Here is a 26,058-nt window from a genome sequence, read left to right as displayed (position 1 = left end):
GTGCACCCGAACACCCCCAACCTCCTGGCTCCCCTGAGCAGGATCCGCGAGGACGACGAGCGCACAGCGATCATCACGGCCGATGGCGTGTGCACCTACGGCGACCTGCGCCGCCGCGTCACCCAGTACTCGGACGTGTTGTTCTGCATCGGCCTGCGACCCCACGACGCCGTGGTGATCAGCATCGAGCACGGACCGGACGCGGTCGCCGCGATCTTCGCCACGCTGGAGGCCGGCGCCGCCTTCGTGTGGCTGGACAGCGGCCAGCCGGCCGCAAGGAACCGAAAGATGGTCCGCGACTGCGGAGCCAGGTACCTGTTGACCGACAGCAGTCAGGGAGGCAAGCGGCTGGTCGCTGATCTGGCAGAGCTGAACCTGGGTCTGTTGCGTATCGGCGACTCCTCGGAGGCATACATCGAGCGCATCAGCCGCGACCGCGGTGCGGCGACGCTGCCCGCGGACACCGCGACGGTGGTCTACACCTCCGGCTCGACAGGTACTCCCAAGGGGATCGTCCTGACGCGGAGCAACATCGACCAGCTCACCGAGTGGTACGCCGACCAGGTCGGCCTCTCACAGGGTGCGAGGCAGCTCCAGTGGGCGCAGTTCACCTACGACGCGGCCTGCGTGGAGATCTTCTCCGTGGTCCGCAGCGGCGCAACCCTGGTGATGCCACCGTCCGAGGTCAAGTCGGACGTGCACGCGGTCGCCGAGTGGATTCGCCGCCATGAGCTGACTCACCTGGTGACCGCGCCCAGCCTCTACCGCGCGCTCGCCGACGCCGTGGACAGCACCGGCGCGGGTGCGCTCGACCACGTGCGGGTGCTCACCGTCTCCGGCGAGGAACTGCGGCCGGCGCTGGTGGCGAAGTTGCGCGCCACCTTCCCGCGGGCCGACCTCTACAACATGTACGGCCAGACCGAGAACATCCTGGCCACCTTCCACCTGGTCACCCCGGAGGACGAGCACGCGTCGACGGTCCCGGTCGGCCGTGCCCTGCCGGGACGGGAGGTCGTGTTGCGCACCGCCGACGGCGACGAGGTGGCCGATGGCGAGCTCGGCGAGGTGTGGGTGCGCAGTCAGTTCCTGGCACCCGGGTACCTCAACAACCCTGAGTTGACCGCCGCGGCTTTCTTCCCCGACCCGCACGGCGAACCCGGGGTCCGGATCTACCGGACGGGAGATCTGGCCCGCAGGACGGCCAAGGGCGAGCTGGTCTTCCACCGGCGGGTCGACCACCAGATCAAGATTCGCGGGGTGCGGGTGGAACTGGGCGAGGTCGAGGCCGCCCTGCTGGACGTGGCGGGCATCGTGCACGCCGGGGTCGTGGAGCGGGAAATCGACGAGGGACGATCCCAGTTGGTGGCCTACGTCCAACTCAGCGCCGGTGCCGCGGTGTCGCCGGACCAGCTCAAGGCCACGCTCGCGCAACGGCTGCCGCGGAACATGGTGCCGGCGCGTTTCGTCGTGCTCGACCAGATGCCGCTGACGACGTCCGGAAAGATCGATCGGAAGCGGCTGCCCGCCGTGCTGTTCGAAGCCGGGGAACCCGGCCGGATCGATGCCGCCGTGGGCAGTGCAACCGAGAGGCAGCTGGCCCTCATCTGGTCGCAGATCCTCGACGTCCAGCCGCCGGGCCAGGACGCCGACTTCTTCGCGCTCGGCGGCGATTCCCTGACCATACCTCGGGTCCGAGACGCCGTCATGGCCGGCTTCGGCGTCGACGTCCCGCTGAACTCCTTCTACGAGTGCCCGCAACTGCACCAGTTGGCCACGCGGGTCGATGTGCTGATGCAGCAGGCAGCGGTGCCTTCACAGAACAACTAGGGCATGACGATTTCTTGGCTCCGGCCTGCCAAGTTCGGGGTTTCGCCGGACACGTGATTCTCAGCGGCGGCGCGGAATCAGGGGAAGCCGGGGCGCGCTGCCGATGCCCGGCCGGTGGCCGTTGCGGACCCCGACGCGTTCGCCTTGCCGGCGAACCCCATGGGCTACGTTGAATGCGTTCAAATTCAGGGGCTTGGGTCGTGGGGGGATGGCAGTGCAGCAGGGAGACGCCCAGAGGCTGGGGCCCGTTCTGGGGCGGATCGGGTGGTGCGTGCTCCTGTATGTGCTCATCCACACCGCAGCCTGGGTGGCTATCTCGCAGACGGAGCGGCACGAAGACAGGTTCCTGGAGAGCATGACGCTGGGGCTGGACGTGCTGCCGATCATAGGCATTCCCACCCTGCTCATCGCGGTTATAGCGGTATCGGTCCACAAGCGCATGGGCGTGGTCCTGTTCCGTGTGCTGCTTGCCCTCCCGCTGATCCTCTGTGCTTGGCCCTTCCTGTACGTCGGCCCGCCCGAAATCGTGTGGCAGGTCATGGCTCAGATCGCATTTGCTGCGTTGATACCTGCGCCGCTCTTCCCCCAGGAGCGACTCGGTAGGACTGACGGGTAGGGGCGCTCTTCACCGGACCGCCGGTGACCTCAGCGGCCGGCACCGACAGCAGCGACTCCGAGCGCTCTCGTCAGCACCGCGATCAGCAGGCCCCGGCGTCGTCGGATGCCGCCGCCTGCACCACCACTACGAAGGCAAGCCCGCACATCGCCCACGAGGGCGACGAAACGGCGTGCCGGGTTGGCGCGCCGCTTCGCCCGCAACGGTGGTCAACGTTGGTAAGTGCCCACGAGCGTGCCGCTCGCCAACTCCTGGCCCCTCACGGCACGATGCACAGCGTCGACCGTAGGCTTGCCATGCAGGGTAGGCGGCTCCGAAACGGCCCACAGGCGGAAGAAGTAGCGGTGCACCCCATGCCCTGGCGGAGGCATCGGACCGCCCCAGCCCACCCGGCCGAATCCGTTGGGCCATTCCTGGCCGCCGTGAGGTGACTCTCCCTCCGCCACACCGGAACTCCCCGGATCGATACCCGTGACCAGCCAGTGCAGGAACGACCCGCCCGGCGCGTCCGGGTCCTCGCAGAGCAGCACCAACTCCGACGCATCGTCCGGCACCGCCGACCAGGTCAGCGGCGGTGAGACATCGCTGCCCTCCCCGCTGTGGCGCCGAGGGATCTCCGCGTGGTCGTGGAACGCCGCACTTCTCAGCTCAATTCCCGTCATGCGCGCGGCTGTACCCCGATCGGACCGGCCGGCACCGGTCCAGGCGGACAGAACACCCGATTGGCCGCGTACGCCGATCAGCGCGCCGGGAATCCTGTACGAAGCACCCGATACGGAGCACAAGATGCCGACCAGGATCCTGCTTGAGGGACGCCCCGGAGTGGGCAAATCGACCGTTGTCCGCCGGCTTGCCGCGCTGCTCAACCGCAGGGCCGTGGGCTTCACCACGGAAGAGATCCGGCAAGGCAGCGCCCGGACCGGGTTCGCGCTGGAAACCGTGGACAGCGGTCTACGGGCCGTCCTCGCCCATGTCGACCTTCCAGGTCCGCCGCGGGTGGGCCGGTACGGCGTCGACCTGGGCGTCATGGAGCGGCTCGCGCTGCCACCGCTCAGGTCAGTGGATCCGGCTCGTGGAGAGCTCGTGCTGATCGACGAGCTCGGGCGGATGGAACTGGCATGCACCGCGTTCCAGGATGTGGTCCGGTGCCTGTTCACGTCCGAGATCGACATCGTCGCCACGGTCCACGTGAAGAGCGACCCGTTCACCGACGCGCTCAAGCGGCGCGCCGACATCGAACTCGTGCAAGTGAACCGGGCGAACCGGGATGCCCTCCCCGAGGATCTGGCAGCACGGTTCGACAGCCCATGACGACCGTCACCTGGTCGAGTGCCGTCGGGCTCCGGTCCTCTGGTGGTCGGCCTGCCGGGCCGTCCAACCGGCGTCCGCCGAAGAAAGGTGACGCAAAACCTTCGCTTTGCCATGCCTTGGCTTCTTATTGACCGTCAATTGCCGGTAGCGTCCGGCCCTGATCGGTGGGTTCCGATCAGGGCCGGCCCAATGTCCGAGGCATCCCGTGTCGCAGACGTATCGGTGCTCAGGCCACACAGTCGGCCCGGCCCGCCCCAGCACGTCATCTGCTCTCCGGCTCCCCGTGAGCCGCTGGACGTCACCGGAGGATGCATGACCTCTCGTATAGCTGCCGCCATCGCCACATGCGCGCTGAGTCTCGGTGCCCTCGCCTCGGGCGCAGGCGTCGCCACAGCGGCCCCGCCGGCCCCCGCCGCCGGACCCACCGGCGACGCACCGTCGCTCCGGCCGGCGATCAACGCGCGCGCCGCGGCCGTGGACGGGTGCAGCTACCAGGTGGTCCGCTCCGACGACTCCCGCTACGCCTACACCGTGAGCGGGGTCTTCGGCGGAGGCGTCCGCGAGCTGACGCCCCAGAAGGAGGAGGACGTGAGGATCTCCGACGACTGGCGCAAGGTCGTCCAGGTCGACGCGTGTGCGGGCGAGCGGGGCCAGGCCCCCTCCGCGCTCCGTGTCACCGGCAAGCTGGACCACCCGGAGCACTACGATCCGTCCGTACCGCGGATGATCCACAGCAACGACCTCAAGCCCGCCGCCTCTTCGGTGATCCCGAAGGCACCGGCGCTGACGTCTGTCGACCGCCTCGACGCGGCAACCGTACGCGTCACGTGGAAGCCCGCGCAGGGCAACCCGGACCAGGTCATCCTGATGGAGCGCAAGCCTTTCTACTCCAGCGAGCTCGGCCTGTGGCATCCCTACACGTTCCAACGCAACGTCCAGGCCGGCGCCACCTCCATGGACCGCAAACTGGAGCGTCACCCCGACATTCCCCCCGCGGCCCGCACACACTCCTACTGGATGCGCGTGGTCAACGGCGGCTTCGTCAGCGACCTGCGTGCCGAGAAGCCGGTCCCGGTCGAGCCGTAACCGCCTGCCGGTGCGTGCCACGTTCTGCTCCACGCGGTGCCCTTCACCGCGCCAGACGGCCGTGTCACATGCCGCCCGGAGCATCGGGCATCCGAATTACTCGCCCCACGGAGCCGGGCCCACAGGAAGTCACTGGGCCCGGCTCCCCGAGGATCACAGCGAGGTGACAGCGCCTCGGTTGTGGATGGATTGGTACGTCGCTGTGCCACCAACATCCGCCACGATCGCCGGACAGGCCGCGCATGCTGCGGCGCCCCGCTGCGAGAACCAGCGGCAGTCACGGCGGATACCGCAGGTCGGGAGCGATCGGTCCGTGTCCGCCGTCGCCGGTCGGAGGCGGGCTCGCTCGGCCTCGTCCGGTTCGTCCAGAAGATGGTCGATGACGTCACAGGCGCTGCCTGTCCACTGAGGGCAACCGCCCTCAACACACGGCCCGGTGAACCGGTAACGGCTCTCCGGTCTGCCGGATGCTTCCAGCTGGTCGGCGAACTTCTGGTCGACGGTCACCGGCACGGGGAGATAGGCCAGTCGCCCGGCATCAGTCATCACACCGAGCAGGGAGACACCAGGCGCACACGACGCACTCGGACAGGCTCGCGGTGGGCCGGAGCAAGGCTCCGCCCCGGCCGCCCCACCGCGACTCATCGGGCGATCCCAGCCTCCGAGAAGGCGAACTCCTGGAGCTCCTCGATCACGCCGTCAATCGGCCTGCCGTACCAGCGGATCCTCGGGTGCAGCCGCACCCCCACGGCATCGCGCGGCACGAGGCCGCCCAGCGCCAGCGCGCCGGCCTGTGCGATCGCCCGGCTGACATGTTCCTGCTGCTCCTCAGTGAGGTCCACGCCGGTGACGACGAACTTGAACTCGTTCTTGCTGTTGGTCTTCATGACACTCCTTCAAGGCAGAGAAATGAGGGCGGCCTGGGGGATCGGCTACTGCTTGAGGACGATCGGCGGCCCGGCAGCGGTCGGCAGAAGATCTCCAGGTTCCGGGTCCCGATGATGCTCATGGCTGCTCCCCTCGTCAGACCGCTCGCCAGTGTTTCTGTCGCGCTCGAACCGGACGGTTTCCGCACCGGGGCACGCGGCGACGATCACCCGGCCGGCGCACTCATCGCCACTCGGAGAACGGAGCGCCGAGCACCGTGCCGAGGAGGCCGACCTGGTCGCACGACGCAGAGAGCAGAGCAAGAGTGGCTACGCCCTACGCGGGCTTCTCCAGGGAGGTCACGGGGAGGTTCCGGCAGGTACGTCCGGACCGACCGTGATGAGCTCCTTCATGAGGGTGCTCTGCTCCCACGCCTCGAGGTGGGGCAACGGCGTCCTGCCGGAGAGATCGGGCTGGTCAGCCGCCTTCCGCAGCAGGTCCGCCTCCGAGACGATCCCAGCCGGCCTGCCGAGGCTGTCGAGTACCGGCACGGCACTCACCGCGTTGTCCGCGAGGATCTGGTCGGAGCAGGGGCTGTCCCGGCACGAGCCCCTCGGCCCGCCGGCAGGCCCGAAAGGCCCGAGTGGCCTGCGGCAAGGGACCTATGGCCCCTGACGCGATCAGCTCGGCCCCGCAAGGCTGAAGGAGCCCACCGATCCGCCGTCCGCCCCGTCCTGGAGGCCCCGGTGTTCACCCAGACCCTCGACGACACGCTGGTGAAGACGCTCGTCGCCGATGCCGTCATGGCGCCGTCCATGCACAACGCCCAGCCCTGGCACTTCAGCTACGCCCGCGGCAGCCGCACGTTCACGCTCTCCGCCGACCTCGAGCGCGCGATGCCGCACGCCGACCCCACGACCCGAGGCCTGCACCTGGGCTGCGGAGCCGCGCTGCTGAACCTGCGAGTGACCGCATCTCACGCCGGCCATCGCACCTCCACGACCCTCCTCCCCGACGCGCACGCCCCGGCACTCCTGGCCGCCGTGCGACTGGACGACCCTCATGAGCACATGGACGAGTCCCTCCCCGGCCTCCATCCCGCCATCCGCGACCGTCACACCAGCCGCTCACCCTTCACGGAACGCCAGATCCCGGAAAACATCCGCGCCGCCCTCGCCGAGACCGCGGCCCGAGAAGGGGCACAGCTGAGCTTCCTCACCACCCCGCACCGTGAGACCGTGCTGGATCTGATCATGCACGCCGAGGGCTACAACCGGATGGACGACGGCCGCGATGCCGAACAGCGCCGCTGGACCCACGACACCGCGGCCGAACCAGCCGCCGATGACGGCATCCCGGACTACGCCTTCGGACCCCGCAAGCGCACCGGCTCGGCCCCCGTCAGGGACTTCGCCGGCCGGGGCACCGTGCCCGACCGCGCCTACGCCGACTTCGAGAAACACCCCCAACTGGCAGCGCTCAGCACCATGGGCGATACCCCGGCCGACTGGCTACGCGCCGGCCAGGCATTGGAGCGTGTCCTGCTCCTGGCCACCCTCCAAGGGCTCGCCAGCTCCTTCGCCACGCAGCCCGTCGAATGGCCGGACCTGCGATGGATCCTGCGCGACCCGCAGTCCGGCACCGGTTACGTGCACATGATCCTGCGCCTGGGGTACGGCCCACAGGGCCCCAGGACCCCGCGACGCTCGGTGGATCAGGTGTTGACGATCAAACCTTGATGCTTGCCGGACGGGTTCAGCACATCGATTGCCAGCTCTGCGGCCGTGGCCGGCCGGTGACCCGAGCAGGTCCGACGCCGCGGAGAAAGGCGTCAGAACGAGGAGGGCCGTCTCGTTGCGGCGTACTTCCGCCACAAGCCTCCATCGTCACACCCATCACACCCATCACACCTTTCCATCGCTTCATCGCCGCTTTGTTCGCCGCTGCCCTTGGCCCGCGGTCGTTCCTCGCCCCGCATCCGGCCGCGGTGCCGACGGGAGCGGCACCCGGTCGGCCCGGCGGTGCCGGCGCTTCGTATGCTCGGCGCGGGGAACCGGAAGCTGACCACCTTCGGAGGCGAACGACCATGTCAGAGCAGCGTGTTGTCCTGGTGACGGGCGGGGGAACGGGAATCGGGGCTGCCACTGCCCGGTTGCTGTGCACGGCCGGGCACCAAGTCGTGATCTCCGGGCGGCGGCCCGAGCCACTGCGCCGGGTGGCCGAGGAGACCGGAGCGCTGGCCCACCCTTCCGACGCCGCTGACCCTGAGGCCGTGCGCGAGCTCGTCGAGACGACGGTGACGGCGTACGGGAGACTCGACGGTGTGGTGCTCAACGCCGGCATCGGGCGGGGCGGCGCGGTCGGCGACACCTCGGTCGAGGACTGGGAAGAGCTGATGCGGACCAACCTCACCGGCCCGTTCCTGCTGCTGCGTGCCGCGCTGCCGCATTTGCTGGCGGCCCGCGGCGCGGTGGTCGCGGTCGCCTCGGTCGCCGCGCTGCGCAACAGCGCCGGCAACGCCGCCTACGCGACGTCCAAGGCTGCTTTGCTCCACCTCTGCCGCTCCCTCGCCGTCGACTACGGGCCGCAGGGGCTGCGGGCCAACGCAGTGTGTCCGGGCTGGGTGCGTACGGAGATGGCCGACCAGCGGATGGCGCGGTTCGCGGCGGAGGCGGGGCTGGAGGGCGGTGCCGAGGCGGCATATGAGGAGGCGAACCGGCTGACCCCTGCCAGGCGGCCGGGCGACCCGGAGGAAGTCGCCGAGGCGATCGACTGGCTGCTGTCGCCGGCCGCGTCCTACGTCAACGGGGCCGTTCTCAACGTCGACGGTGGGGTGACCACGGTCGGCGTCGGCGGTGCCGCCTTCGACCACCGGATCGAGGCGCGCACCCCGCGCCTGTAGCGGACCACGGGACAGGCCCCAGCGACCCGAGTCAGAGAATCGGTGGCACTCCGCGACCTGCGACGTCGGCGCTCGCCATCGACCATGTCGAGGACGAAAGAGCGCGACTCACCTCTGCCTGAGCGGAGAGCATTGTCGTGACGGTCGCCGTACGCGACGGGGAGCCTTCGGGCGGCTCGCGCCGGGGGCGGGCCGTCACGGCTTCAGCTTGTCGGCCTCCCCAGCGCGCGGACCGGGGCCTGGTTCGCTCGTTACCCCTCAACTTGCGCACGGCGACTGGGGAACGAGCATCGCCCACGTTGAGAAGCAGGCGTGGCCGGGCGTGCGCCAGAGAAGCCTTGTCCGCATGCCGACGCTGTCCCGCTGCGTTATTGCTCCTGTGCGCTTTGTAAGGTTCATGTTCATGGCGATGTGGAACCCACCAGCGGCCGTGGCCCAGCCGCAGCCTTCAGCGGCCTGGCAAGCGCCGACCGAGATCGAGCGAAGGCTTTACGAGGCAAGAGCGCGCGGTGACTGGGTCGGATACTTCGATGTGCTCGCCGACTGCGACCTCTTCATCTCGCTGTCCCGGTGGGAGGCCGATGGGCCTGACACGGGTCCACCGATGTCCTATTGGAGCCCGGTCGTCGGCCGGTGGTGCGAAGTTGTCCTGACCGAAGGGGTCCTGCCGGCCCCCGCGCCCGATCCGGTGTTCGGCCTCATCTCCCTGGGCGACTTCGCCGAATCGTGGGGAAACGATGAGCGATGGCTGGCAGTCAATCCGGGCACTCCGTGTGAGGCGTACTTCCCGCCCAATCCGGGGTTGTGGAAGGCGCATGCGGACCGGGGGAAGGGGTCGGACGTGCAGCGTGGCACTCTGCGAACCCTGTGGGTGGGTGCCCCGCTCCAGGGACCCGTCGCCCACGGGCTTGGGTGCGGGGCGCTGATGAACGTCACCAACGGAGCCCTGTGGAACGCCATGGGCACCCACGGCAACGGCTACTTCCTGGAGCGCAAAAGCCTGGAACAGTGGTGGGGAGTGACCGACCAAAGCAGCTGGCAAGGTGCACTGGACGGCCTCCTCAAAGGCCGGGGTGTCAGGGGCCCGTGGGAGTTCGTACTGGAGGTTCGCAGCTCCCTGTCCCAGCAGTTCGGGGGCCACGTCGATCCGGCACTGTGGCGGGAGACGGCTGAAAAGGCGTTACGCCGCAGTGCTGCCGAAGGAGGCGGGACCGTCTCCGACGCCGAGGTAGCCGGGGTGAAGCAACTGATCGGCCGTATTACGCGCTACGAAGGCCGTTTTCGCGCGGACGGCATCCTTGCCGCCAACAGTCGCGTGCGGTCCGCGCTGGCGTGGGACTACGGACGGGCTTCCTGCATGGCCCGCTGGGGAATCGGCGCCCGCTTCACGGATATCCCGGAGGCTGAACAAGCCGTATTGCACGTCTCACGTCTGAGCAAGATGACCTACAACTCCTGGGAAGAATTCGCGGCCGGCTACATCCTCGGGCGCTGCCTGCACTTCGACGACGAGCAATTCGGGCACTGGTACACGGAGATGCTCCACGCCCATCAAGTGCTGACCACCCACGCCGAAAGCCCCTGGCGGACCATCGCCTGGGCCTGACACGGGTGTGCATCATCCGGGCCGGCGTCCGTTCGACGACCCAGCGGCGGGCAGAACGATGAACCCGGGGGAGTCCCGGGGACGGCTGACCGTCTTGATCGTGAGGTTGAGGTGCTTCACCAGCCAGAGCCTGCCTCAACTCGCGCACAACTTGGTTCGAGTGCCTGGGCTGTGGTCGCATGGTGGTGATGCTCTCCAACGAACCTTCCGCAGACTCCAAGGCGCGGGTACCGGCGAGCCGTGCTGCCCAGGACGGCCGCGCCGCGGAGAACCAGTGCCCGGATGTGCCGTCGGCTCATGGCAGTGAAGAGCCGGACACCTCGTCGACCCAGGCCAACGCACCCGGCCCCGACTCCGTTACAGGCCCCGGCAGCGCCACCGCTGCTGACACCGCCGTCACCGACAACGGCACGGACGCGAGCGCCGGCACCGACAACACGAGCACCGGCCGGCGCACGTCGCGTCGGATCGTGCGGAGGACCGCGAAGGTGGTCGTCGCGCTGTCCGTCGTGCTTGCGTTTCTTGCGCTCGGGGACCGGTGGGCCGTGCTCTACGCGGAGAACCTGGCGGCGCAGCAGGTGCAGAAGGCGCTGAAGCTGCGCGCCGAGCCCGAGGTGCATATCGACAGCTTCCCGTTGATCGGGGAGGTGCTCGCGGGCAACATCGGCCATGTCGAGGTCAACGTCCCCGATGTCGACGCCGGGCCGGTCTCCGTCGCTCAGGTGAAGGGGACGGTGGACGACATCCGGATCGTCGGCAGCCTGCCGTCCTCCGTCAAGGGTGCGGTGCTGAGCCGGGTGCGCGGCGACATCCTGCTGGACTTCAAGGACCTGAACCGCGAAGTCGGCGCGTCACAGATCCACTTGATGCCGGGCCCCGAGAAGAACACAGTGCTGGCCGGCGGCGACGTGCCGGTGGGCGACAAGCGGGCCCAGGTCCGGGGGCGCGCGCAGTTGCAGCGCACCGGGGAGCGTGGCCTGCGCATGACCGTGCAGGACACGCGCGTGGTGGTGCCCGGCCTGCTCACGTACGTACCGGGCAAGGGCGGTGGCTTGCAGCTCACTGCACCCGTCGCCGACAAGATGGACAAGGGCGAGCTGCAACAGGCGACCGGGAAGCACGTCCTTCCGCAGCAGATGATGAAGGGCGGCGTGCTGGACACGCTCGTGGACCATCCCTCGCTGCTCAAGCCCACCGGCATCGATCCCTCGCTCATCCAGGGCCTGCAAAAGCTCCGGGAGCCGAAGGTCGCGCAGCAGATGGAGTTCGCCGCTCAGCTGCCGGACAACCTGCCGGGCGACATTCGGCTGCGCGACATCTCCGTGACGAAGAACGGCATTCGGGCACAGCTGACCGGCAAAGACGTACCGGTGGGCTAGCGAGCTCCTGAATGGTTGGCGGTAAGAACGTCGAGTTGGGGATCGTCGATCATGGTCGTGTGGTGGGGAACGCGTCGGGAGTGTTTGCTCACGCGGGTACGCGGGTGAGGTGGAAGGAGAAGTCCGTGGGGGTTTCCTTCTTGTCCATCACGCACAGCAGAACGTTGTCGGTCAGCCGGCGGAAATGGTCGATGATGGGCAGCTGGTCATAGACCATCGCCGTGGACTGCCTGCCGCGGTGGACGACCTCACGCAGCGTTGCGAGGCCCATCTCCTCGTACGAGAAGACCGTCCCGTCCTCGTCGCGGCACAGCAGCGGCTCCGGTCGCTTTGCGGACCACCGCGCTGTCACTGAGGTCAACCTCATCGGCGCGATGGCCGCCATCGACGCTGCGACCGCCCTCCTCCGCAAGCAGGGCGGCGGCCAGATCGTTGGTATCTCCTCGGTGGCAGCCTCCGCCGGTCTGCGCGGTGCTGCACCGTCCTGTGCCTCGAAGCCGGACTGTCGACCTACTTGCAGTCGCTGCGCATCGAGACATGGACGAGTGCGATCACCGTCACCACCATCCTGCCGGGCTATATCGACATTGCGATCAACGAGGAATTGGGGGACAGGCGGCCGTTCCTCATCGACGCCCGTCTCAGGGCCAGGAAGATCATGGACCGGGTCGCATCCGGTGCTCACACCGCGGCCGTGCCGCGTTTCCCCTGGGCGCTCGCTGCCGGACTGCTCCGCCGGGCTCTGGACTGGATCATCGCCAGGTTCCGCGCGTGACCTCCGTCGACCGTCCCTGCTGGAACAGCACACCCAAGCAGTGAATCGGTTGATGATCCGGGGGCGCGGCGGGTGCGTTCGCCGACCAGGTCAACGTCGTTGACGGGATCTCGAGTTCCGCGGTGTGCCGGCGCGGAACGCCGATGATGTTTGCGCGCCGACACGCCAATGGTGTCACCATAGGTTCAAAATTATGGATCGTCTGATCACTGGAGGATCGAAGCGGTAGATGCCATGGGAGGAACGGGCCGCGCGCTGACGGCGGGTGCGGCAGTCGTGGGCCTCGCGGTCGGGGCGAGGTGGCTGTGGCGACATCAGGGTGAGGTCGCGACCTCACGGCCGTTCAACGAGTGGACCTTCACGCATACCTCGGCCTTGATGCCGACCGAGACCGTGCCGAGTGCGGTGGAGCCGCGATCGCTGCGCTACGCGCCTATAGCCCTCGACGGGTGGACCTACGAGTACGCCGGCGAGCGGCGCACGCTGGCAGACCTGCACAAGCGCACCTTCACCACCGGGTTCGCGGTCCTGCACCGCGGACTGCTGGTGCACGAGTCCTACCCGGGGTGGTTCGCCTCGCCGCAGGCCCGCTTCCAGCTCTTCTCCCTGACCAAGTCGGTCACCTCGATGCTCGTCGGCATCGCGCTGGAGGAAGGAGCCATCGCCTCGCTGGACCGCACGGCGGTCTCCTACCTTCCGGAGCTGGCGGGCACCGCCTACGACGACCGCACCATCGAGCATCTGCTGCACATGAGCAGCGGCGCAGCTTTCGTGGAGAAATACACTGACCCGGACGCAACGATCTCGCGCTTCGAGCACGCGGTCATGGGCGACGGGTCGCTCCTGGAGGTGCTCCGCACGGTGCCGAGCGTCGCCAAGCCGGGTACGGTCTTCAACTACTCCACGATGGCAGCAGATCGTGCCCCGGGCGTGGGTCGAGCGCAGCCGCGGCGCGGGCCTGGCACATCTGGAGGTCGGAGCGCTCGGGCCGGACATCCCGCCGCACTACGGGTACGCCAACCAGTGGTGGACGCTGGGCGACGCGCGGCGGGCCTTCACCGGAGTGGGCATCCACGGGCAGTTCCTCTGGGTCGATCCGGAGGCCGACGTGGTGGTGGTCAAGACCAGTGCCTGGCCCACGGCGGATGACTTCGACCGGGACGCCGAGACGGTACGGGCGCTGACCGGCCTCGTCTCGCACCTGGAGGCGAGCGGCTGAGCAGCTCGCTCGTGGTCCCGGAATCCGCGGTGACAGCGGATGGATAGGATGGTCGCCATGACGGAATCCGGGACCAAGGCCGCGCCTGAGGCGAAGCCCCGGCGGGGCCGTCCGCCTTCCAGGTCGCTGAACCAGGGACTGATCCTGGACACCGCGCTCGCCATCATCGAGCGCGAGGGGGCCGACGCGTTGACGCTGCGTCGCCTGGGCACCGAACTGGGGGCCAACCACACAGCGGTACTGAGGCACTTCGCGGGCAAGGACGAGATCCTGCTGGGGCTCGCCGAGCGGCTGATCGAGGAAGCGATGGACGGCTTCGTCCCGTCCGCGGGCTGGCGGCAGACGCTGGAGTCGATGGCGAGCCGGGTGCACGCGGCGTGTTTGGCGCACCCTCAGGTCGCGGTGCTCGTCGCCACCCGCGTCTCCCGCCGCTCGGCGGAGTTCCGCGGGGCGGACGTGGTGATCGGCGCGCTGCGCCAGGCCGGCTTCGAGGACCGCGACGCCGCCCGCTACTACCGGTCGCTGGTGGACACCGCCATGGCGCTGGCGTCCTACGAGGCGGCTGTCACCGCGCTCGACAGCGCATCCCTGGAAGGGGACCGGATGGCCTGGCGTCGCGAGTACCTGACCGTCTCCCCGGCCCGGTACCCGGACCTGGCGGCGGTGGCTCCGTTCCTGGCCGAGGCCGACGAGGACGACCAGTTCGGGACGACGCTCGGACTGCTCCTCGACGCCGTCGAACTCCGCGCACGCGCAGGCCGGTAGCCGGCTTGCGCGAGACCGCCGGTCCGATACTCCCGCTGGTGTCAGGCCCGGTGGGTGACGTTGCCGCCGAGCATGGTCAGCGCGATGGGCGCGTCGGCGAGTTCGTCCGCGGGGGCGTGCACCGGGTCTGCGCCGAACACGGTGAGGTCGGCTCGGTAGCCGGGCGCGATACGCCCTGCCGACGCTTGCTCGCCGGCGACCTTCGCGGGGTTCGTGGTCATGCCATGGAGCGCGGCGAGCGTATCGAGTGCCTGCCCGGGTACGACCGGAGCGGCGTCGGGACGGCTGGGCAGGCGGCGCAGGCGTGCGGTCGCGAGGACTTCCCGCGGGTCGTAGTGGGCGATGGGCCAGCCCGGGCGCCGATCACGGCAGTCCGGGGTATGTGGCGGTGGTCGGCGACGGATCGGGCTGTCTCAAGGCCATCACTCGTGAGCCGCTCTCACTTGATGGGGAAGATCGCGCACGTGGTGGTGGCGTGTGCGTACACCTTCCCGTCGTCGACGCCGACCACCTGAGCCTCGGCGGTACCGAGTGTGCGCCCGACGTGGACGGCGGTGCCGGTCGCGCGGAGCTTTCCGGTCCGGGCGGTCACCGGCCGGATGAGATGCACGTTGATCTGCGCGGTCGTGTAGCCCGTACCGGCGGGCAGGCGGCTGAAGACCGCGGAGCCGAGCGCCGAGTCCAGCAGGGTGGTCAGGTAACCGCCGTGCACGGTGCCCATCGGGTTGTACAGGTGCTCGCCGGTGCCGCCCTCGAAGACCGCCCGGCCGGGCTCGGCGCCGACGAGCGTGAAGCCGAGTGTGTGCGAGATGGGTGCCTGCGGCGTACGGCCCTCGATGATCGAACGCAGGAAGTCCAGGCCGGAAGGAGCGGTGGTTTCGGTGTTTTCGCTGCTCATGGCGGTAACGCTAGATCGTTTCAGCTGCGCGACAAGTACGGATTCTGGACCGCTACCGTGGCCTGCATGAGTGGATACGGGCAGTTCTGCGCGGTCGCCCGCGCGCTGGAAGTTCTGGGTGAGCGGTGGACGCTGCTGGTCGTCCGGGAACTGCTGCTGGGCGAGCGGCATTTCAACGACATCCGCCGGGGCCTGCCGCGCATCTCACGGACCATGCTGTCGACGCGTCTGAAGACCCTGGAGAAGGCCGGGATCGTGTCACGGGAGGACGCTGGCTACCGGCTCACCGAGGCAGGCGAGAATCTGGCGCCGGTGGTGCGGGAATTGGGCGGCTGGGCCATGGAGTGGGACCGGCGCGGCCTGCGGCCCGAACACCTTGACCCCGATGTCCTTGTGTGGGACATCCGCCGCCGTACCGTGACCGAACGCCTGCCGGAGCGGCGGACCGTCGTCGAGCTGCGCTTCCTTGGAGCCGACGGCGGGCCGTACTTCCTGCACATTGCCCGGCCGCAGATCGACCTGTGTACCGATGACGGCGGCTTCGAGGTGGCCCTGCGGGTGGATGCCGACCTGGAGGCACTGACCCGCTACTGGCTCGGCGAGATCTCATGGGCCCCGCTCCTGCGCTCAGGAGCGGTCACTTTGACCGGACCGAGCACGCTGCGACGGGCCTTCCCCACCTGGTTCTCCGGCTACCTGCTCCGCGCCTGACACGGTTCCACACCGCGGTAGAGGACGGCTGCCGCTCACCCGCGCTGCGACATCGGGGTCGTGGACGTCGGTCCGCGGTGGCGGTCACGGTGCCCCTTGCCTTGAGGTCAGCGGAAGAGGGCGGCGAGCAGATCGTCGCCGATGCGGCGCACCGGCTCCAGGCGCAGTTGGTAGTACGCGCGGCGGCCGGCGCGGTCGACCGTCACCAGGCCCGCCTGGCGCAGCCGGGCGAGGTGGCGGGAGACCTGGGGGAGGGTCATGCCGCTGCGGGTGGCCAGTTCCGAGGGGGTGAGGGGTTCGCGTGCGATGGCCCGGGCGATGCGCTGACGGCCGGGGTCGCGGAGGACTTCGAGCCGGCGGTGGACATCTTCGTAGTTGGGCTGTGCGGCGCCGTCCGTGAGCGGCGGGTACTGGATGACGGCTACCGGACCCGGCTCGTGCTTGACCAGGACGTGGGGGCGGCCGAAGACCGAGGGCACGACGAGCAGCCGCGTGGTGGCGACGTTGACGATGCCGTGGTGGAACTTGTCGAACACCACCCGGGGCGGCCCGCTGCGGTATGAGGCCGAGGGGTCCAGTCCGGCCAACGCCTCGCCGGGGCCGCTGCGTTCGATGGTCGCGCGGAGCCGTGGCACATGGGTGGCGATGGTACGAGCCGCCCGCGTCAGGTCCGGCTCCAGGGCCTGGGCTGCCTGGGACAGCAGGGCGAGCAGGTCCGAGCGGAGTTCGTCCGGAGCGTCGAGCAGCCGCCGGGCGAGTTCGGCTCGGGCTGTGGAGCGCAGCTCGGCGGCGGCCAGCAGGTCGTCCCGCTGCGTGGAGTCGTGCAGCACCCGGTCCAGCGGGGCTCCGGAGTTGCCGCCGCGCACCGCATAGCCGGTGAGCTCGGCGAAGCGTGGGAGCGGCAGGTCCGCGATATCGGCCAGTTCGGCGTCCAGGGGGCGGTCCGCCGCCGCGCGCAGGGGTAGCAGGTACCGGGCGCGATAGGAGGCCCACAGCGGGGCCCACCCCATGATCCGCTGCCGAAGCTCCGCGGGCAGGACCGCGACCGATCCCTCGTCCCGGGCGGGGCCACCGCTGCCAGGCCCTTCGGCGTCCAGGTTGCGGGCCCAGCGGATCGTCGCGGGGTGGTGCTCGGCTTCTGTGTAGGCGTGGAGCGCCGCCGTCAGTTCGGCCACCGGCGAGGCGCCGACGACAACGCTGGACGGGGCCGCTCCGGCGAGCATCAGGACCACGCTCATCGCCGCCTCCTGTCCCTGGCCGCACCTCGGTCGCTTACCGCGAGTGCGGTAACCATAGTCGAAGCGGTACGGGCAGCTCCTAGCGTTCCGGCAACCCCAGAACGTCGCACCACTCGGAGCGTCCATGCATTCCCCAGTCCCCGATCTGCGTGCCGCCGTGTGCGAGCACCGGCCTGCGCTGAAGGAGCTGAGTCTCAAGCTGCACGCCATGCCGGAGACCCGGTTCGAGGAGTATTACGCCGTCGAGCAGCTCACCGACCGGCTCGCCGCGGCGGGCTTCGAGGTGGACAAAGGAGTCGCGGACCTGCCGACAGCCTTCACCGCCACCCACCGGGGTGCGGCGGACGGCCCGACGATCGCGGTGCTGCTGGAGTACGACGCGCTGCCCGGCATCGGTCACGGCTGCGGCCACAACCTCATCGCGGCCGGTGGCCTGATCGCCGCTCTCGCCGCGGTCGCCGTCCGGCCCGGCCACGCCGGGATGCTCAAGGTGATCGGCACCCCGGGTGAGGAGGGCGGCGGAGGCAAGATCCTCATGCTGGAGCGCGGCGCCTTCGATGGCGTGGACGCGGCGGTGATGTTCCATCCGGCCGACCGCAGCCTGCGGGCCCGGCACGCGCTGGCCGCCAGCCACCTGCGGCTGTCCTTCCACGGCGTTGCCGCCCATGCCGCCAAGGCGCCCTGGGACGGTCGCTCCGCAGCCGCCGCCGCGCAGCTGTTTCTCACGGCGGTGGACTCGATGCGGCAGTTCATCCCGCCGACCGCCCGCGTCCACGGCATCGTGACGCACGGAGGCGACGCCCCCAATGTCGTGCCCGAGCGCGCCGAACTGGACCTCTACGTACGCGAGGCCACCTCCGCAGCCCTGGACGAGCTGCTGGTCCGGGTGCTCGCCGCGGCCGAGGGCGCCGCACTGGCCACCGGCACCACGGTCGAACACGCCGAGACCGCGCCCCGCTACACCGAGCGCAACAACAACATGACGATGGCCGACCGGCTCGCCGCCCACGCCGCCGGCCTCGGCCTGGAACTGGAACCGCCGTCCCCGGCGAATCCGGCAGGCTCCTCGGACATCGGTAACGTGTCCGTGAAAATGCCCGTCATCCATCCGTACGTGCAGATCTGCCCCCGCGGGACTCCCGGGCATTCCGCGCAGATGCGCGAGGCAGCCCGTACGCCGGAAGCCCACGCCACGACCGAAACGATGGCGACCGCCCTGGCCGCCCTGGTCCTTGACCTCCTCGGCGACCCGGAATTCCTCACCTCGGTACGCGAGGAGTTCCACGCAACCGTGCCCGCTTGTGCCCCCGATCGCTGTCAGGAGTCGTGATGGCCCCTTCGTCCCCGCCGGACCTGGCGTCCAATGCCCTGGTCAACACGTTCTTCAACTGGGATCTGATCGCCCGGACCTTCCCCAGGCTGATCACCGAGGGGCTGCTCAACACCCTCACCATCGCGGCCGGTGCGATCGTCGTCGGCATTGTCATCGCCCTGCTGGCGGCGATGTTGCTGCTCTCGAACCGCTGGTGGATACGGCTCCCCGCCCGCCTGTACGTTGACATCTTCCGCGGCCTGCCCGTGATCATCACGGTCATGCTGGTCGGCGTGGGCCTGCCTGCCGCCGGCATCCGCCTTTTCGGCACCGACCCGTTCGGCTACGCCATCCTGGCGATCGGCATCATCTCCGGCGCGTACACCGCGGAGATCTTCCGCTCCGGCATCCAGAGCGTCGATCCCGGCCAGCTCCAGGCGGCCCGCAGCCTCGGCCTGAGCTATCTCAAGGCGATGCGCCTGGTCGTGGTGCCGCAGGGCATCCGGCGGGTGCTGCCGGCGATGGCCGGCCAGTTCGTCAAGGACATCAAGGAGAGTTCGCTGGTGTACCTGCTCGGCCTCGCCGCCGGGCAGCGCGAGCTGTACTTCATCGCGCAGGAGGAGGTCGCCCGCACCTACAACTCCTCCCCGCTGATCGCCGCCGGCCTGTGCTACCTCTGCCTGACGATCCCGCTGACGTACTTCGTCAACCATCTCGACAAGCGGCTGCGCGAAGGCCCGAAGGACGGCAACCTGCCGGCCGTCGCCGCCGCGGACGTCCCCCCGACCCCCGCATCGGCCACCGCAGGAGTGCAGGCATGACCGCCATGACCAAAGCCCCGGCCACCCCCGCCGCTCTGCGGGTCACCGGACTCAGCAAGAGCTACGGCAGCCACACCGTGCTGCGCGACATCACCATCGACGTATGCGCCGGGGAGACCCTCTGCCTGATCGGCCCTTCCGGCTCCGGCAAGTCCACTCTGCTGAAGTGCCTCAACCTCCTGGAGACCCCCGACTCCGGCGAGATCTGGCTCGGCGAGACCTGTCTGACGGCCGCGCGCGCCGACGTCGACGCCGCCCGCGCCCGCATCGGCATGGTCTTCCAGCACTTCAACCTCTTCCCGCACATGAGCGTCGAGCGCAACGTCACGCTCGCCCTGACCGCGGTCAGGGGCATGGACCGTGAGCAGGCCCGGCAGAGCGCGCTGCGCCGCCTGGCGGAGGTCGGCCTCGCCGCCTTCGCCGACCGGCGGCCCGCCCAGCTGTCCGGCGGCCAGCAGCAGCGCGTCGCCATCGCCCGCGCGCTCGCCATGGAGCCCGAGGTGATGCTCTTCGACGAGGCCACCTCCGCGCTCGACCCCGAACTGGTCAAGGACGTGCTCGCCGTGATGCGGGATCTCGCATCGGCGGGCATGACCATGGCCGTCGTCACCCACGAAATGGGCTTCGCCCGGGAGGCCGCCGACCGCGTCGCCTTCATGTGCGACGGCCGCCTCGCCGAGATCGACACCCCCGACCGGATCTTCGAACGCGCCGACCACCCCCGGCTGCGCCAGTTCCTCTCCCAGGTCCTCTGAACGCCGTCCCCGTACAGGAGCCCCCTCCCATGCACAGCACCCTGCGCAGATCACTTCTCGCCGGCGCCGCGGCCACCCTGCTGTTCCCCCTCACCGCCTGCGGCGGCGACAGCAGCTCGGCGAACGCCTCAACCGCCAAGTACAAGCTGGTCCGGAACGGAGTGATCACTGCCGGCACCCAGGCCGAGCAGCCGCCCTTCGCGATGACCGACGCCTCCGGCAACCCCACCGGATTCGCCGTCGGCCTGATGAACGAGGTCGCCAAGCGCCTCGATATGAAGGTCCAGTACAAGACCACGAACCTCCAGGGCATCCTCGCCGGACTGTCCGCAGGGCAGTACGACATCGGCGTCGCCGGCGTGGGCGCCACTCCCGAGCGCGCCGAGCAGGTCTCCTTCACCACCCCGTACTACTGGGGCTTCACCGCCGTGGTGACCAAGAAGAGCGGCAAGGAGACGCACCTCTCGGACTTCGACGGGAAGAGGGTCGGAGTCGTCAGCGGCGCGGTCCAGGAAGCCTTCATCGCCCAGAAGATGCCCAAGGCGAAGCTCGTGAAGTTCAAGGACCAGACGGCGCTGATCTCCCAGCTGCTCTCCGGCGGCGTCGACGCGATCGTCCTCGGCGGCGCCGACGCCGACGCATACGTCAAGAAGCAGCCCGTACGCATAGCTGTCAAGCAGGACAGCCTTCAAGGCAGCGCCTTCCCACTGCGCAAGAACGGCGACCCGAAGCTCCTCAAGGACATCGACGCCCAGATCGACGCGATGATCGACGACGGCACCTACGTCAAGCTGTACAAGAAGTACTTCCAGGACCCGATCGCCGCCGACCTGATCAAGAAGCGCCCCCGCCTCGCCAAGCAGGTTGAGGGAACCGATCTGGCCCCCGCGAAGAAGTAATCACAGCGGCTGAGCGGATGTCGGCAAGGGCGGACGGGGCGACGGGCATGTCGACCCGTCCGCCCTTGCCATCCCTCCGTCAGCGCCAGGCCGCGAGGATGGGATCTGCACCGGCGACCGGGACTGATGGCTCCTACGGTGCCTGCGCGCCGACGACCCTGCGGAACAGCGCCTGGACTGCCACGGTGACATCGTCGGAGGAGCCGTGGTGGCAGGGCCCGGCGTAGGCATGGGTGAGGAAGTCCGCGGTCAACTCCACTTCGCTCACGTCGAATTCACCGGCCTTGGTGCCCTCGGTGAGGAGGGTCACCAGGACGTTGCGCGCGCCCATGGGCTCCTCGCCGCCCGTGCCCAGCTCATGGAAGAGCAGGTGATACAGCTCGTGATGGTCGCGCTCGGCGGCGACCCAGGCGGCGACCAGGCCGTCCAGACGCTCGGCCCAGCTCAGGCCCGACCGCTCCAGCAGCCGGGCGGGCCGCTCGGCCATCCGCTCCCACATCTCCGCCTGCAACGCGGTCAGCAGCTCCTGCTTGGAGGCGAAGTAGAGGTAGACGGTGCCTTTGGCGACCCCGGCCCGCGCGGCGACCTTGCTGATGGTCAGCGCCTCGTAGCCGTTCTCCAGCAGCAGGGCGGCCACCGCATCAAGGATCTGGCGGCGGCGGACGTCGGGCGGCTGGAAGCGGCCGGTGGGCGCGGTCTTGGCGGGCACGGGGTTCTCCTGGCAGGGCGGTGACCGGTGTCCGGTCAGCTGTCCTTGTCGAGGATGCCATGCGGCCTGCGGGCCCATACATGCACCGCGGCGTCCGTGCCGTGTCCTTCGTCGCGGGAGCCCTCCGCGGGCTCACAGGGTGCCTCCGTGGGAAGAGAACTGCGCGAATGACCGCTGGTCAGTAGTGTGACCGACGGTCATTCATTCCGTAAACTGCCCAGGAGACAGTGATGAGCACGAGCACCCCCGAGTACGACACCGTGATCATCGGCGGCGGCCCCGCCGGACTCACCGCGGCCCAGGCCCTCACCCGCTACCGCCACCGGTCCCTGGTCGTGGAATCCCCGTACCCGCCCCGGAACCAGGCGTCCCGCGGCGCCCACGGCATGATCGGCCTGGACTGCGCGACGCCCGCCGAGGTGCGGGACCGGGCGTGGCGGGAGCTGAACCACTACGGCCTCGCCGAGCTGCGCCGCACCACCGCCGATGATGTCGTTCCGCTCCCCGAGGGCGGCTTCCGGGTACGCCTGGCGGACGGGACGGCCGCCTGGGCGCGCACCGTGCTGCTGGCCACCGGAGTCCGCGACCTGCACCCCGAGGGCGTCGAGGGCTTCGAGGAGTGCTGGGGCCGTACCGTCATCCACTGCCCGTTCTGCATCGGCCGGGAGAACGCCGACCGCAGCTGGGCTGTGATCGCCGATGACCCCGACTACGCCGTCATGGCGGGCACCGCGTTCCGCGCCTGGTCCGGCGACGTGATCGCCATCGCGCCGCTCGACATGGACCGCGCCGACCAAGTGCGCCGCACCCTCCAGGAGGCGGGCAGCGATCTGGTCCAGGGGGACATCGCCCGACTGCACCACCACAACGGCGACCTGCACACCGTGGAACTCGCCGACGGCACCCGCATCGCACGGCAGACCCTGCTGTGGCCCCCGTCCCAGGAACAGGTCCCGCTCGTCCGCCGCCTGACCACGACACTCGGACTTGTGCGGGACGACGACGGCTTCGTCACCGTCGACGCGACGCGCCGGACCAGCGTTCCCGGGCTCTACGCCGCCGGAGACCTGACCACCCAGTGGGAACGGGGCGCCATCGAGGCCGCGGCGGCCGGCGCCGCGGCCGCCGGCGCCATCCACTTCGCCGGCCTGCACTGACCAACCGAGACCCGGAGCCCCCCATGCCCCGCCCCGCCCTCCCCATCACCGCGGCCTTCGCCGACTACATCGACCACATCGGCGACCGCACCACGATGTACGAGGCCGTCGCCGCCCACACCGGCGCCCAACGTGTCCTCTACCCCGGCAGCTACCTGGACCTCGCTCCCTCCTTCGTCTGGCCCGACGTCACCTACCTCGACTCCGACCCGCGCGCCCGCCGAGCCTTCGCCGACCCGGACCACGCCCGTCAACTGGCCGTGCACCGCAAGCGATTCCCCCAGGACCCACGGATCACTTTCCACCCCGGCGACTACACCCACACCCTCGCCACCCTGCCCGCTGAAGGCTGGGACCTGGTCATCTCCCTTTACGCGGGCCCCGTCTCCGAACACGCCACCCGGTGCCTGCGCCCCGGCGGGTGGCTCCTGGCCAACAACAGCCACGCCGACGCCGGTCTGGCCGCACTCGACCCCGCCTACCGCCTCACCGCCGCCCTCCACAGCGACCACGGGCGCTACCGCCTGGTCGCCCAGGCTCTCGACCGCTACCTCCAGCCCCGACGGTCACCCCACCCCACGCGCGAGGAACTCCGCAAACGTGGCCGCGGCATCACCTACACCCGACCCGCCGGCGCCTACCTCTTCCAGTACCGACCCACCACCTAAGCCTTGACTGGGGGAGCGGACCGAGCGCCTCACGGATCTCGACGGTGCGCGTCTCGGCACGACTTCTCGCCATCGCCCCCGAGGATCGACTGCCTCGGGGCGGTGTGTCCAGGACTGGAATGTCACGCAAGTTCTCCAGTGCCGCAAGATCCGTGGATAGTATGGCAAATTAGGACAAGACGTCCTTCCCGAAGAAGCGGCTCCATATGGGCACACATCACGGGCGAGAACTCTGGAGGCGATCGGCACTCCGTGCCCCCAGCCGGCATGCCTCGACCCGAGAGGTGCGGCGGGGCCTCACGAGGCGCATGGCCACTGCCGCGACCGCCCTTGCCCTCATCTGCGGGCTTGCGGCAACGGGCTGCGGCGGCGGCACCGCGTCCGAGGAGGGTCCCACGGCCACCGCGAGTGCGGGGGTGGGTGCAGTCGGTGTAGTCCTTCCGACGACCACGCCGTTCTGGCAAGCCTACGATGCCGCCATCCCTCGACAGGCAAAGGCGCACGGCGTCAAAGCGCTGCCCACGGTGAATTCCAATTCCGACATCAACAAGCAGATCTCCGATATCCAGACCTTTCTGGTCCAGCGCGTCAAGGGCCTCGTTGTCGGGCCACTGGATTCGGCGGCGATCCGGCCCGGCTTGCGCGCGGCTGAGGCGGAGGGAGTTCCGGTGGTGGCGGTGGACTCCGTACCGGACAGCGGCAAGGTCGCCATGGTGGTCCGCGCGGACAACCGTGCCTTTGGCCGGAAGGCATGCCGCTACCTCGGCAACGCAGTCAAGACCGGCAAGGTCGTACAGATCCAGGGTGACATGGCGTCGGTCAACGGCCGGGAGCGCACGAACTCCTTCAGCACCTGTATGGCCAAGAACTACCCCCGCATCAAGGTGCTCGACATTCCCGCTGACTGGCAGGCCGGCAAGGCCGCGGCCGGCCTGGATGCGCTGTACAACGCCAATCCGGATATCAAAGGCATCTACCTTCAGGCAGGCGGCGCATATCTGGTGCCGACCCTGTCGATCCTCAAACGCCATAACGCCCTGTTCCCCGTGGGCGACCCCAGGCACATCGCCATCGTCGCCAACGACGGCATCCCGCAGGAACTCGACGCAATCCGCAAAGGAGAGATCGACGCCACCGTCTCCCAGCCCGTCGATCTCTACGCGAAATACGCCATGAGCTACATCAAGAAGGCCATGCGGGGGGAGACCTTCTCACCAGGGCCGACAGGCCATGGCAGCACCATCGTCCGGCTGCCCAACGGACTACTTGAGGACAAGCTCCTCGCTCCGATGGTGACCAAGCGGAACGTCAACGATCCCTCGCTGTGGGGTAACCGCATCTAGGGCGTGTTCCAGGTTCGGATCATTGTTTTCGGGGAGATTAATTGTCCGGTCCCGTCGCCCTTGGCGTCACCGGGTATCGGATGCGCCGCGGTCAGTCCGCTGTCGGCCCTCTCCGTCCTGGTCCCGGCTCTTGAGCGGGGAGGGGGATGACTGGGGCGTTGTCCGGGGGAAGGCCCGTCGGTAGTTGCTGGGCGACACGCCGATCTGTTTGAGGAAGTGGTGGCGGAGGTTGTTCGCCGTGCCGAGGCCGCTGAGCTCACTGATCTTCTCGATGGGCAAGTCTGTTGATTCCAGCAGGTGTTGAGCGCGTGCCAGACGCTGGTTGAGGAGCCACTGAAGTGGAGTGGTCCCGGTGGCTGCCTGGAGTCGCCGGTGGAGGGTCCGCGGGCTGATCGCTGCGCGTTGAGCCAGATCCTCGACCGTCAGGGGTTGGTCCAGGTGTTTACGGGCCCAGTCCAGGACCGGCCCCAGGCTCGCGTCGTCGGTGGTGGGTACGGACAGGTCGATGAACTGCGCCTGGCCGCCGGGCCGGTGGGCGGGCACCACCATGCGGCGGGCCAGCTGATTGGCGACGTGTGCGCCCAGGTCGCGGCGCACCAGGTGGAGGCAGAGGTCGAGTCCGGCGGTCAGCCCGGCGCTGGTGAGGACATCGCCGTCGTCCACGTACAGCACCGAGTCGTCGACCTGTACCTTCGGGTAGCGCTCGGCGAGTTGAGCGGTGTGCATCCAATGGGCGGTGGCGCGTCGTCCGTCGAGCAGACCCGCCTCGGCGAGTGCGAAGGCGCCGGTGCACAGGGAGACCATGCGGGCGCCTGCGTCGTAGGCGCGGCGCAGGGCCGTGATCAGTGCCGACGGCAGCGGTCTGCCCTCGTCGACGCAGGGGTCGGGCACCGAGGGCACGATGACCGTGTCGGCGCCGACAAGGTCATCGAGTCCGTAGTGGGTCCGCATCGTCAGCCCGGCCCCGCTCGCAGAGCTGTCCTGCTGATGATCGCCCGTGCTGCACAGCCGCAGGTCGTACCAGGGGTCGGCCAGGTCCGGCTGCGGCTTGCCGAAGACGGTGCAGGGGATGCTCAACTCGTACAGATCCCATGAGGGGACGCCGATGTCCTCGGCCACGACCACGGCGACGGAACCAGGATTCATGCCTCGAAGGGTATGGCAGGAATTTGGTGGTTGCTGTCACCAGCGTCA

At 69.2% G+C, this 26,058-nt stretch carries 28 protein-coding genes and 2 pseudogenes; 20 read left to right on the top strand and 10 right to left on the bottom strand.

Going from position 1 to position 26,058, the window contains the following annotated elements; genetic code table 11:
* Complete coding sequence (locus AC3EUV_RS20835) at window positions 1–1,827, top strand: non-ribosomal peptide synthetase (RefSeq protein WP_435603561.1); 1,827 nt, start codon at window positions 1–3, stop codon at window positions 1,825–1,827.
* Window positions 1,828–2,110: 283 nt separating this feature from the next.
* Window positions 2,111–2,443, top strand: a complete 333-nt coding sequence (locus tag AC3EUV_RS20830) for a hypothetical protein (protein ID WP_432143426.1) — start codon at window positions 2,111–2,113, stop codon at window positions 2,441–2,443.
* 209 nt (window positions 2,444–2,652) lie between these two features.
* On the opposite strand, the gene AC3EUV_RS20825 is transcribed toward AC3EUV_RS20830, so the two are convergent.
* Window positions 2,653–3,105, bottom strand: a complete 453-nt coding sequence (locus AC3EUV_RS20825; RefSeq protein WP_435603560.1) for a YbhB/YbcL family Raf kinase inhibitor-like protein — start codon at window positions 3,103–3,105, stop codon at window positions 2,653–2,655.
* On the opposite strand from AC3EUV_RS20825, the gene AC3EUV_RS20820 reads away from it, so the two are divergent.
* On the top strand, window positions 3,104–3,754 hold the full coding sequence (locus tag AC3EUV_RS20820; protein WP_435603559.1) for a nucleoside-triphosphatase: 651 nt from the start codon (window positions 3,104–3,106) through the stop codon (window positions 3,752–3,754). The genes AC3EUV_RS20825 and AC3EUV_RS20820 overlap by 2 nt on opposite strands.
* Before the next feature lie 312 nt (window positions 3,755–4,066).
* Window positions 4,067–4,840 (top strand): hypothetical protein, encoded by a 774-nt coding sequence (locus tag AC3EUV_RS20815; RefSeq protein WP_435603558.1) that lies wholly within the window; start codon window positions 4,067–4,069, stop codon window positions 4,838–4,840.
* A gap of 641 nt (window positions 4,841–5,481) precedes the next feature.
* Here AC3EUV_RS20815 and AC3EUV_RS20810 read toward each other — a convergent pair.
* Window positions 5,482–5,727 (bottom strand): hypothetical protein, encoded by a 246-nt coding sequence (locus tag AC3EUV_RS20810; protein ID WP_432143422.1) that lies wholly within the window; start codon window positions 5,725–5,727, stop codon window positions 5,482–5,484.
* Window positions 5,728–6,066: 339 nt separating this feature from the next.
* Window positions 6,067–6,285, bottom strand: a complete 219-nt coding sequence (locus AC3EUV_RS20805; RefSeq protein ID WP_432143508.1) for a CBS domain-containing protein — start codon at window positions 6,283–6,285, stop codon at window positions 6,067–6,069.
* A 168-nt stretch (window positions 6,286–6,453) separates the two neighbouring features.
* Here AC3EUV_RS20805 and AC3EUV_RS20800 point away from each other — a divergent pair, with 168 nt between their 5' ends.
* The 3 genes from AC3EUV_RS20800 (at window position 6,454) to AC3EUV_RS20790 (ending at window position 10,215) form a co-directional block, all read left to right on the top strand.
* A complete protein-coding gene (locus AC3EUV_RS20800; protein ID WP_435603557.1) occupies window positions 6,454–7,446 on the top strand; it encodes an Acg family FMN-binding oxidoreductase in 993 nt (330 codons plus the stop codon).
* A 347-nt stretch (window positions 7,447–7,793) separates the two neighbouring features.
* Window positions 7,794–8,609 carry an SDR family NAD(P)-dependent oxidoreductase gene (locus AC3EUV_RS20795; protein ID WP_432143420.1) on the top strand — a complete coding sequence of 272 codons (816 nt, stop codon included), beginning with the start codon at window positions 7,794–7,796 and terminating at the stop codon, window positions 8,607–8,609.
* Between the two features lie 346 nt (window positions 8,610–8,955).
* A complete protein-coding gene (locus tag AC3EUV_RS20790) occupies window positions 8,956–10,215 on the top strand; it encodes a DUF1266 domain-containing protein (RefSeq protein WP_432143419.1) in 1,260 nt (419 codons plus the stop codon).
* Here AC3EUV_RS20790 and AC3EUV_RS20785 read toward each other — a convergent pair.
* A pseudogene (locus AC3EUV_RS20785) lies at window positions 10,205–10,341 on the bottom strand (IS5-like element IS4811 family transposase); the annotation flags it as partial. The gene AC3EUV_RS20790 and the pseudogene AC3EUV_RS20785 sit on opposite strands and share 11 nt — an antisense overlap.
* Window positions 10,342–10,394: 53 nt before the next feature.
* Here AC3EUV_RS20785 and AC3EUV_RS20780 point away from each other — a divergent pair.
* On the top strand, window positions 10,395–11,594 hold the full coding sequence (locus AC3EUV_RS20780; protein ID WP_432143418.1) for an LmeA family phospholipid-binding protein: 1,200 nt from the start codon (window positions 10,395–10,397) through the stop codon (window positions 11,592–11,594).
* Between the two features lie 88 nt (window positions 11,595–11,682).
* Here AC3EUV_RS20780 and AC3EUV_RS20775 read toward each other — a convergent pair whose 3' ends face one another.
* Window positions 11,683–11,946 carry a DUF4334 domain-containing protein gene (locus AC3EUV_RS20775; protein ID WP_435603556.1) on the bottom strand — a complete coding sequence of 88 codons (264 nt, stop codon included), beginning with the start codon at window positions 11,944–11,946 and terminating at the stop codon, window positions 11,683–11,685.
* A 22-nt stretch (window positions 11,947–11,968) separates the two neighbouring features.
* On the opposite strand from AC3EUV_RS20775, the pseudogene AC3EUV_RS20770 reads away from it, so the two are divergent.
* The 4 genes and pseudogenes from AC3EUV_RS20770 to AC3EUV_RS20755 form a co-directional block, all read left to right on the top strand.
* Window positions 11,969–12,031 (top strand): annotated as a pseudogene (locus tag AC3EUV_RS20770) (hypothetical protein); the annotation flags it as partial.
* A 77-nt stretch (window positions 12,032–12,108) separates the two neighbouring features.
* Window positions 12,109–12,369 (top strand): SDR family oxidoreductase, encoded by a 261-nt coding sequence (locus AC3EUV_RS20765; protein WP_435603607.1) that lies wholly within the window; start codon window positions 12,109–12,111, stop codon window positions 12,367–12,369.
* Window positions 12,370–12,747: 378 nt separating this feature from the next.
* On the top strand, window positions 12,748–13,518 hold the full coding sequence (locus AC3EUV_RS20760) for a serine hydrolase domain-containing protein (RefSeq protein ID WP_432143416.1): 771 nt from the start codon (window positions 12,748–12,750) through the stop codon (window positions 13,516–13,518).
* 127 nt (window positions 13,519–13,645) lie between these two features.
* A complete protein-coding gene (locus AC3EUV_RS20755; protein WP_435603555.1) occupies window positions 13,646–14,353 on the top strand; it encodes a TetR/AcrR family transcriptional regulator in 708 nt (235 codons plus the stop codon).
* Between the two features lie 41 nt (window positions 14,354–14,394).
* Here AC3EUV_RS20755 and AC3EUV_RS20750 read toward each other — a convergent pair whose 3' ends face one another.
* Both AC3EUV_RS20750 and AC3EUV_RS20745 read right to left on the bottom strand, forming a co-directional pair.
* Window positions 14,395–14,697, bottom strand: a complete 303-nt coding sequence (locus AC3EUV_RS20750; protein ID WP_435603603.1) for an amidohydrolase family protein — start codon at window positions 14,695–14,697, stop codon at window positions 14,395–14,397.
* Window positions 14,698–14,792: 95 nt separating this feature from the next.
* A complete protein-coding gene (locus AC3EUV_RS20745) occupies window positions 14,793–15,251 on the bottom strand; it encodes a PaaI family thioesterase (protein WP_432143413.1) in 459 nt (152 codons plus the stop codon).
* Window positions 15,252–15,317: 66 nt separating this feature from the next.
* Here AC3EUV_RS20745 and AC3EUV_RS20740 point away from each other — a divergent pair, with 66 nt between their 5' ends.
* On the top strand, window positions 15,318–15,962 hold the full coding sequence (locus AC3EUV_RS20740; protein ID WP_432143412.1) for a winged helix-turn-helix transcriptional regulator: 645 nt from the start codon (window positions 15,318–15,320) through the stop codon (window positions 15,960–15,962).
* A 107-nt stretch (window positions 15,963–16,069) separates the two neighbouring features.
* Here the strand turns inward: AC3EUV_RS20740 and AC3EUV_RS20735 are convergent, their stop codons facing one another.
* Entirely contained in the window at window positions 16,070–17,200 is a 1,131-nt protein-coding gene (locus tag AC3EUV_RS20735) for an ArsR/SmtB family transcription factor (protein ID WP_432143411.1), read from the bottom strand.
* A 124-nt stretch (window positions 17,201–17,324) separates the two neighbouring features.
* On the opposite strand from AC3EUV_RS20735, the gene AC3EUV_RS20730 reads away from it, so the two are divergent.
* Genes AC3EUV_RS20730 through AC3EUV_RS20715 form a run of 4 tightly spaced genes read left to right on the top strand, consistent with a single transcriptional unit; the run spans window position 17,325 to window position 20,987 of the window.
* Entirely contained in the window at window positions 17,325–18,530 is a 1,206-nt protein-coding gene (locus AC3EUV_RS20730) for an amidohydrolase (RefSeq protein WP_435603554.1), read from the top strand.
* Entirely contained in the window at window positions 18,530–19,333 is an 804-nt protein-coding gene (locus AC3EUV_RS20725) for an amino acid ABC transporter permease (protein ID WP_432143409.1), read from the top strand. Before AC3EUV_RS20730 ends, AC3EUV_RS20725 begins: the two co-directional genes overlap by 1 nt.
* The gene (locus AC3EUV_RS20720) at window positions 19,330–20,088 is read left to right on the top strand and encodes an amino acid ABC transporter ATP-binding protein (protein ID WP_435603553.1); all 759 of its coding nucleotides are present in this window, start codon (window positions 19,330–19,332) and stop codon (window positions 20,086–20,088) included. The genes AC3EUV_RS20725 and AC3EUV_RS20720 overlap by 4 nt, the downstream gene beginning before the upstream one ends.
* A gap of 29 nt (window positions 20,089–20,117) precedes the next feature.
* Window positions 20,118–20,987, top strand: a complete 870-nt coding sequence (locus AC3EUV_RS20715) for a substrate-binding periplasmic protein (RefSeq protein ID WP_432143407.1) — start codon at window positions 20,118–20,120, stop codon at window positions 20,985–20,987.
* 133 nt (window positions 20,988–21,120) lie between these two features.
* Here the strand turns inward: AC3EUV_RS20715 and AC3EUV_RS20710 are convergent, their stop codons facing one another.
* The gene (locus AC3EUV_RS20710; RefSeq protein ID WP_435603552.1) at window positions 21,121–21,696 is read right to left on the bottom strand and encodes a TetR/AcrR family transcriptional regulator; all 576 of its coding nucleotides are present in this window, start codon (window positions 21,694–21,696) and stop codon (window positions 21,121–21,123) included.
* Window positions 21,697–21,926: 230 nt separating this feature from the next.
* Here AC3EUV_RS20710 and AC3EUV_RS20705 point away from each other — a divergent pair, with 230 nt between their 5' ends.
* From AC3EUV_RS20705 to AC3EUV_RS20695, 3 genes are all read left to right on the top strand, one after another.
* The gene (locus AC3EUV_RS20705) at window positions 21,927–22,853 is read left to right on the top strand and encodes an NAD(P)/FAD-dependent oxidoreductase (RefSeq protein WP_435603551.1); all 927 of its coding nucleotides are present in this window, start codon (window positions 21,927–21,929) and stop codon (window positions 22,851–22,853) included.
* A 23-nt stretch (window positions 22,854–22,876) separates the two neighbouring features.
* Entirely contained in the window at window positions 22,877–23,521 is a 645-nt protein-coding gene (locus AC3EUV_RS20700; RefSeq protein ID WP_435603550.1) for an O-methyltransferase, read from the top strand.
* Window positions 23,522–23,829: 308 nt separating this feature from the next.
* The gene (locus AC3EUV_RS20695) at window positions 23,830–24,864 is read left to right on the top strand and encodes a sugar ABC transporter substrate-binding protein (protein ID WP_435603549.1); all 1,035 of its coding nucleotides are present in this window, start codon (window positions 23,830–23,832) and stop codon (window positions 24,862–24,864) included.
* Between the two features lie 66 nt (window positions 24,865–24,930).
* Here the strand turns inward: AC3EUV_RS20695 and AC3EUV_RS20690 are convergent, their stop codons facing one another.
* A complete protein-coding gene (locus tag AC3EUV_RS20690; RefSeq protein ID WP_435603602.1) occupies window positions 24,931–25,989 on the bottom strand; it encodes a GlxA family transcriptional regulator in 1,059 nt (352 codons plus the stop codon).
* Between the last annotated feature and the right edge of the window lie 69 nt (window positions 25,990–26,058).

The sequence above is a fragment of the Streptomyces sp. bgisy130 genome, from assembly GCF_057708345.1.
Note: the sequence above shows the minus strand (reverse complement) of the source record. Positions and strands in the feature narration are given on the sequence as shown.

Excerpts from the sequence above, each read along its gene's own strand:
- AC3EUV_RS20810 (WP_432143422.1), bottom strand. The coding sequence starts at position 5,727 with ATGAAGACCAACAGCAAGAACGAGTTCAAGTTCGTCGTCACCGGCGTG.
- AC3EUV_RS20715 (WP_432143407.1), top strand. The coding sequence starts at position 20,118 with ATGCACAGCACCCTGCGCAGATCACTTCTCGCCGGCGCCGCGGCCACC.
- AC3EUV_RS20820 (WP_435603559.1), top strand. The coding sequence starts at position 3,104 with ATGCGCGCGGCTGTACCCCGATCGGACCGGCCGGCACCGGTCCAGGCG.
- AC3EUV_RS20825 (WP_435603560.1), bottom strand. The coding sequence starts at position 3,105 with ATGACGGGAATTGAGCTGAGAAGTGCGGCGTTCCACGACCACGCGGAG.
- AC3EUV_RS20760 (WP_432143416.1), top strand. The coding sequence starts at position 12,748 with ATGCCGACCGAGACCGTGCCGAGTGCGGTGGAGCCGCGATCGCTGCGC.
- AC3EUV_RS20790 (WP_432143419.1), top strand. The coding sequence starts at position 8,956 with ATGCCGACGCTGTCCCGCTGCGTTATTGCTCCTGTGCGCTTTGTAAGG.
- AC3EUV_RS20795 (WP_432143420.1), top strand. The coding sequence starts at position 7,794 with ATGTCAGAGCAGCGTGTTGTCCTGGTGACGGGCGGGGGAACGGGAATC.
- AC3EUV_RS20700 (WP_435603550.1), top strand. The coding sequence starts at position 22,877 with ATGCCCCGCCCCGCCCTCCCCATCACCGCGGCCTTCGCCGACTACATC.
- AC3EUV_RS20735 (WP_432143411.1), bottom strand. The coding sequence starts at position 17,200 with ATGAGCGTGGTCCTGATGCTCGCCGGAGCGGCCCCGTCCAGCGTTGTC.
- AC3EUV_RS20725 (WP_432143409.1), top strand. The coding sequence starts at position 18,530 with ATGGCCCCTTCGTCCCCGCCGGACCTGGCGTCCAATGCCCTGGTCAAC.
- AC3EUV_RS20780 (WP_432143418.1), top strand. The coding sequence starts at position 10,395 with ATGGTGGTGATGCTCTCCAACGAACCTTCCGCAGACTCCAAGGCGCGG.
- AC3EUV_RS20755 (WP_435603555.1), top strand. The coding sequence starts at position 13,646 with ATGACGGAATCCGGGACCAAGGCCGCGCCTGAGGCGAAGCCCCGGCGG.
- AC3EUV_RS20720 (WP_435603553.1), top strand. The coding sequence starts at position 19,330 with ATGACCGCCATGACCAAAGCCCCGGCCACCCCCGCCGCTCTGCGGGTC.
- AC3EUV_RS20745 (WP_432143413.1), bottom strand. The coding sequence starts at position 15,251 with ATGAGCAGCGAAAACACCGAAACCACCGCTCCTTCCGGCCTGGACTTC.
- AC3EUV_RS20705 (WP_435603551.1), top strand. The coding sequence starts at position 21,927 with ATGAGCACGAGCACCCCCGAGTACGACACCGTGATCATCGGCGGCGGC.
- AC3EUV_RS20815 (WP_435603558.1), top strand. The coding sequence starts at position 4,067 with ATGACCTCTCGTATAGCTGCCGCCATCGCCACATGCGCGCTGAGTCTC.
- AC3EUV_RS20730 (WP_435603554.1), top strand. The coding sequence starts at position 17,325 with ATGCATTCCCCAGTCCCCGATCTGCGTGCCGCCGTGTGCGAGCACCGG.
- AC3EUV_RS20740 (WP_432143412.1), top strand. The coding sequence starts at position 15,318 with ATGAGTGGATACGGGCAGTTCTGCGCGGTCGCCCGCGCGCTGGAAGTT.
- AC3EUV_RS20695 (WP_435603549.1), top strand. The coding sequence starts at position 23,830 with ATGGCCACTGCCGCGACCGCCCTTGCCCTCATCTGCGGGCTTGCGGCA.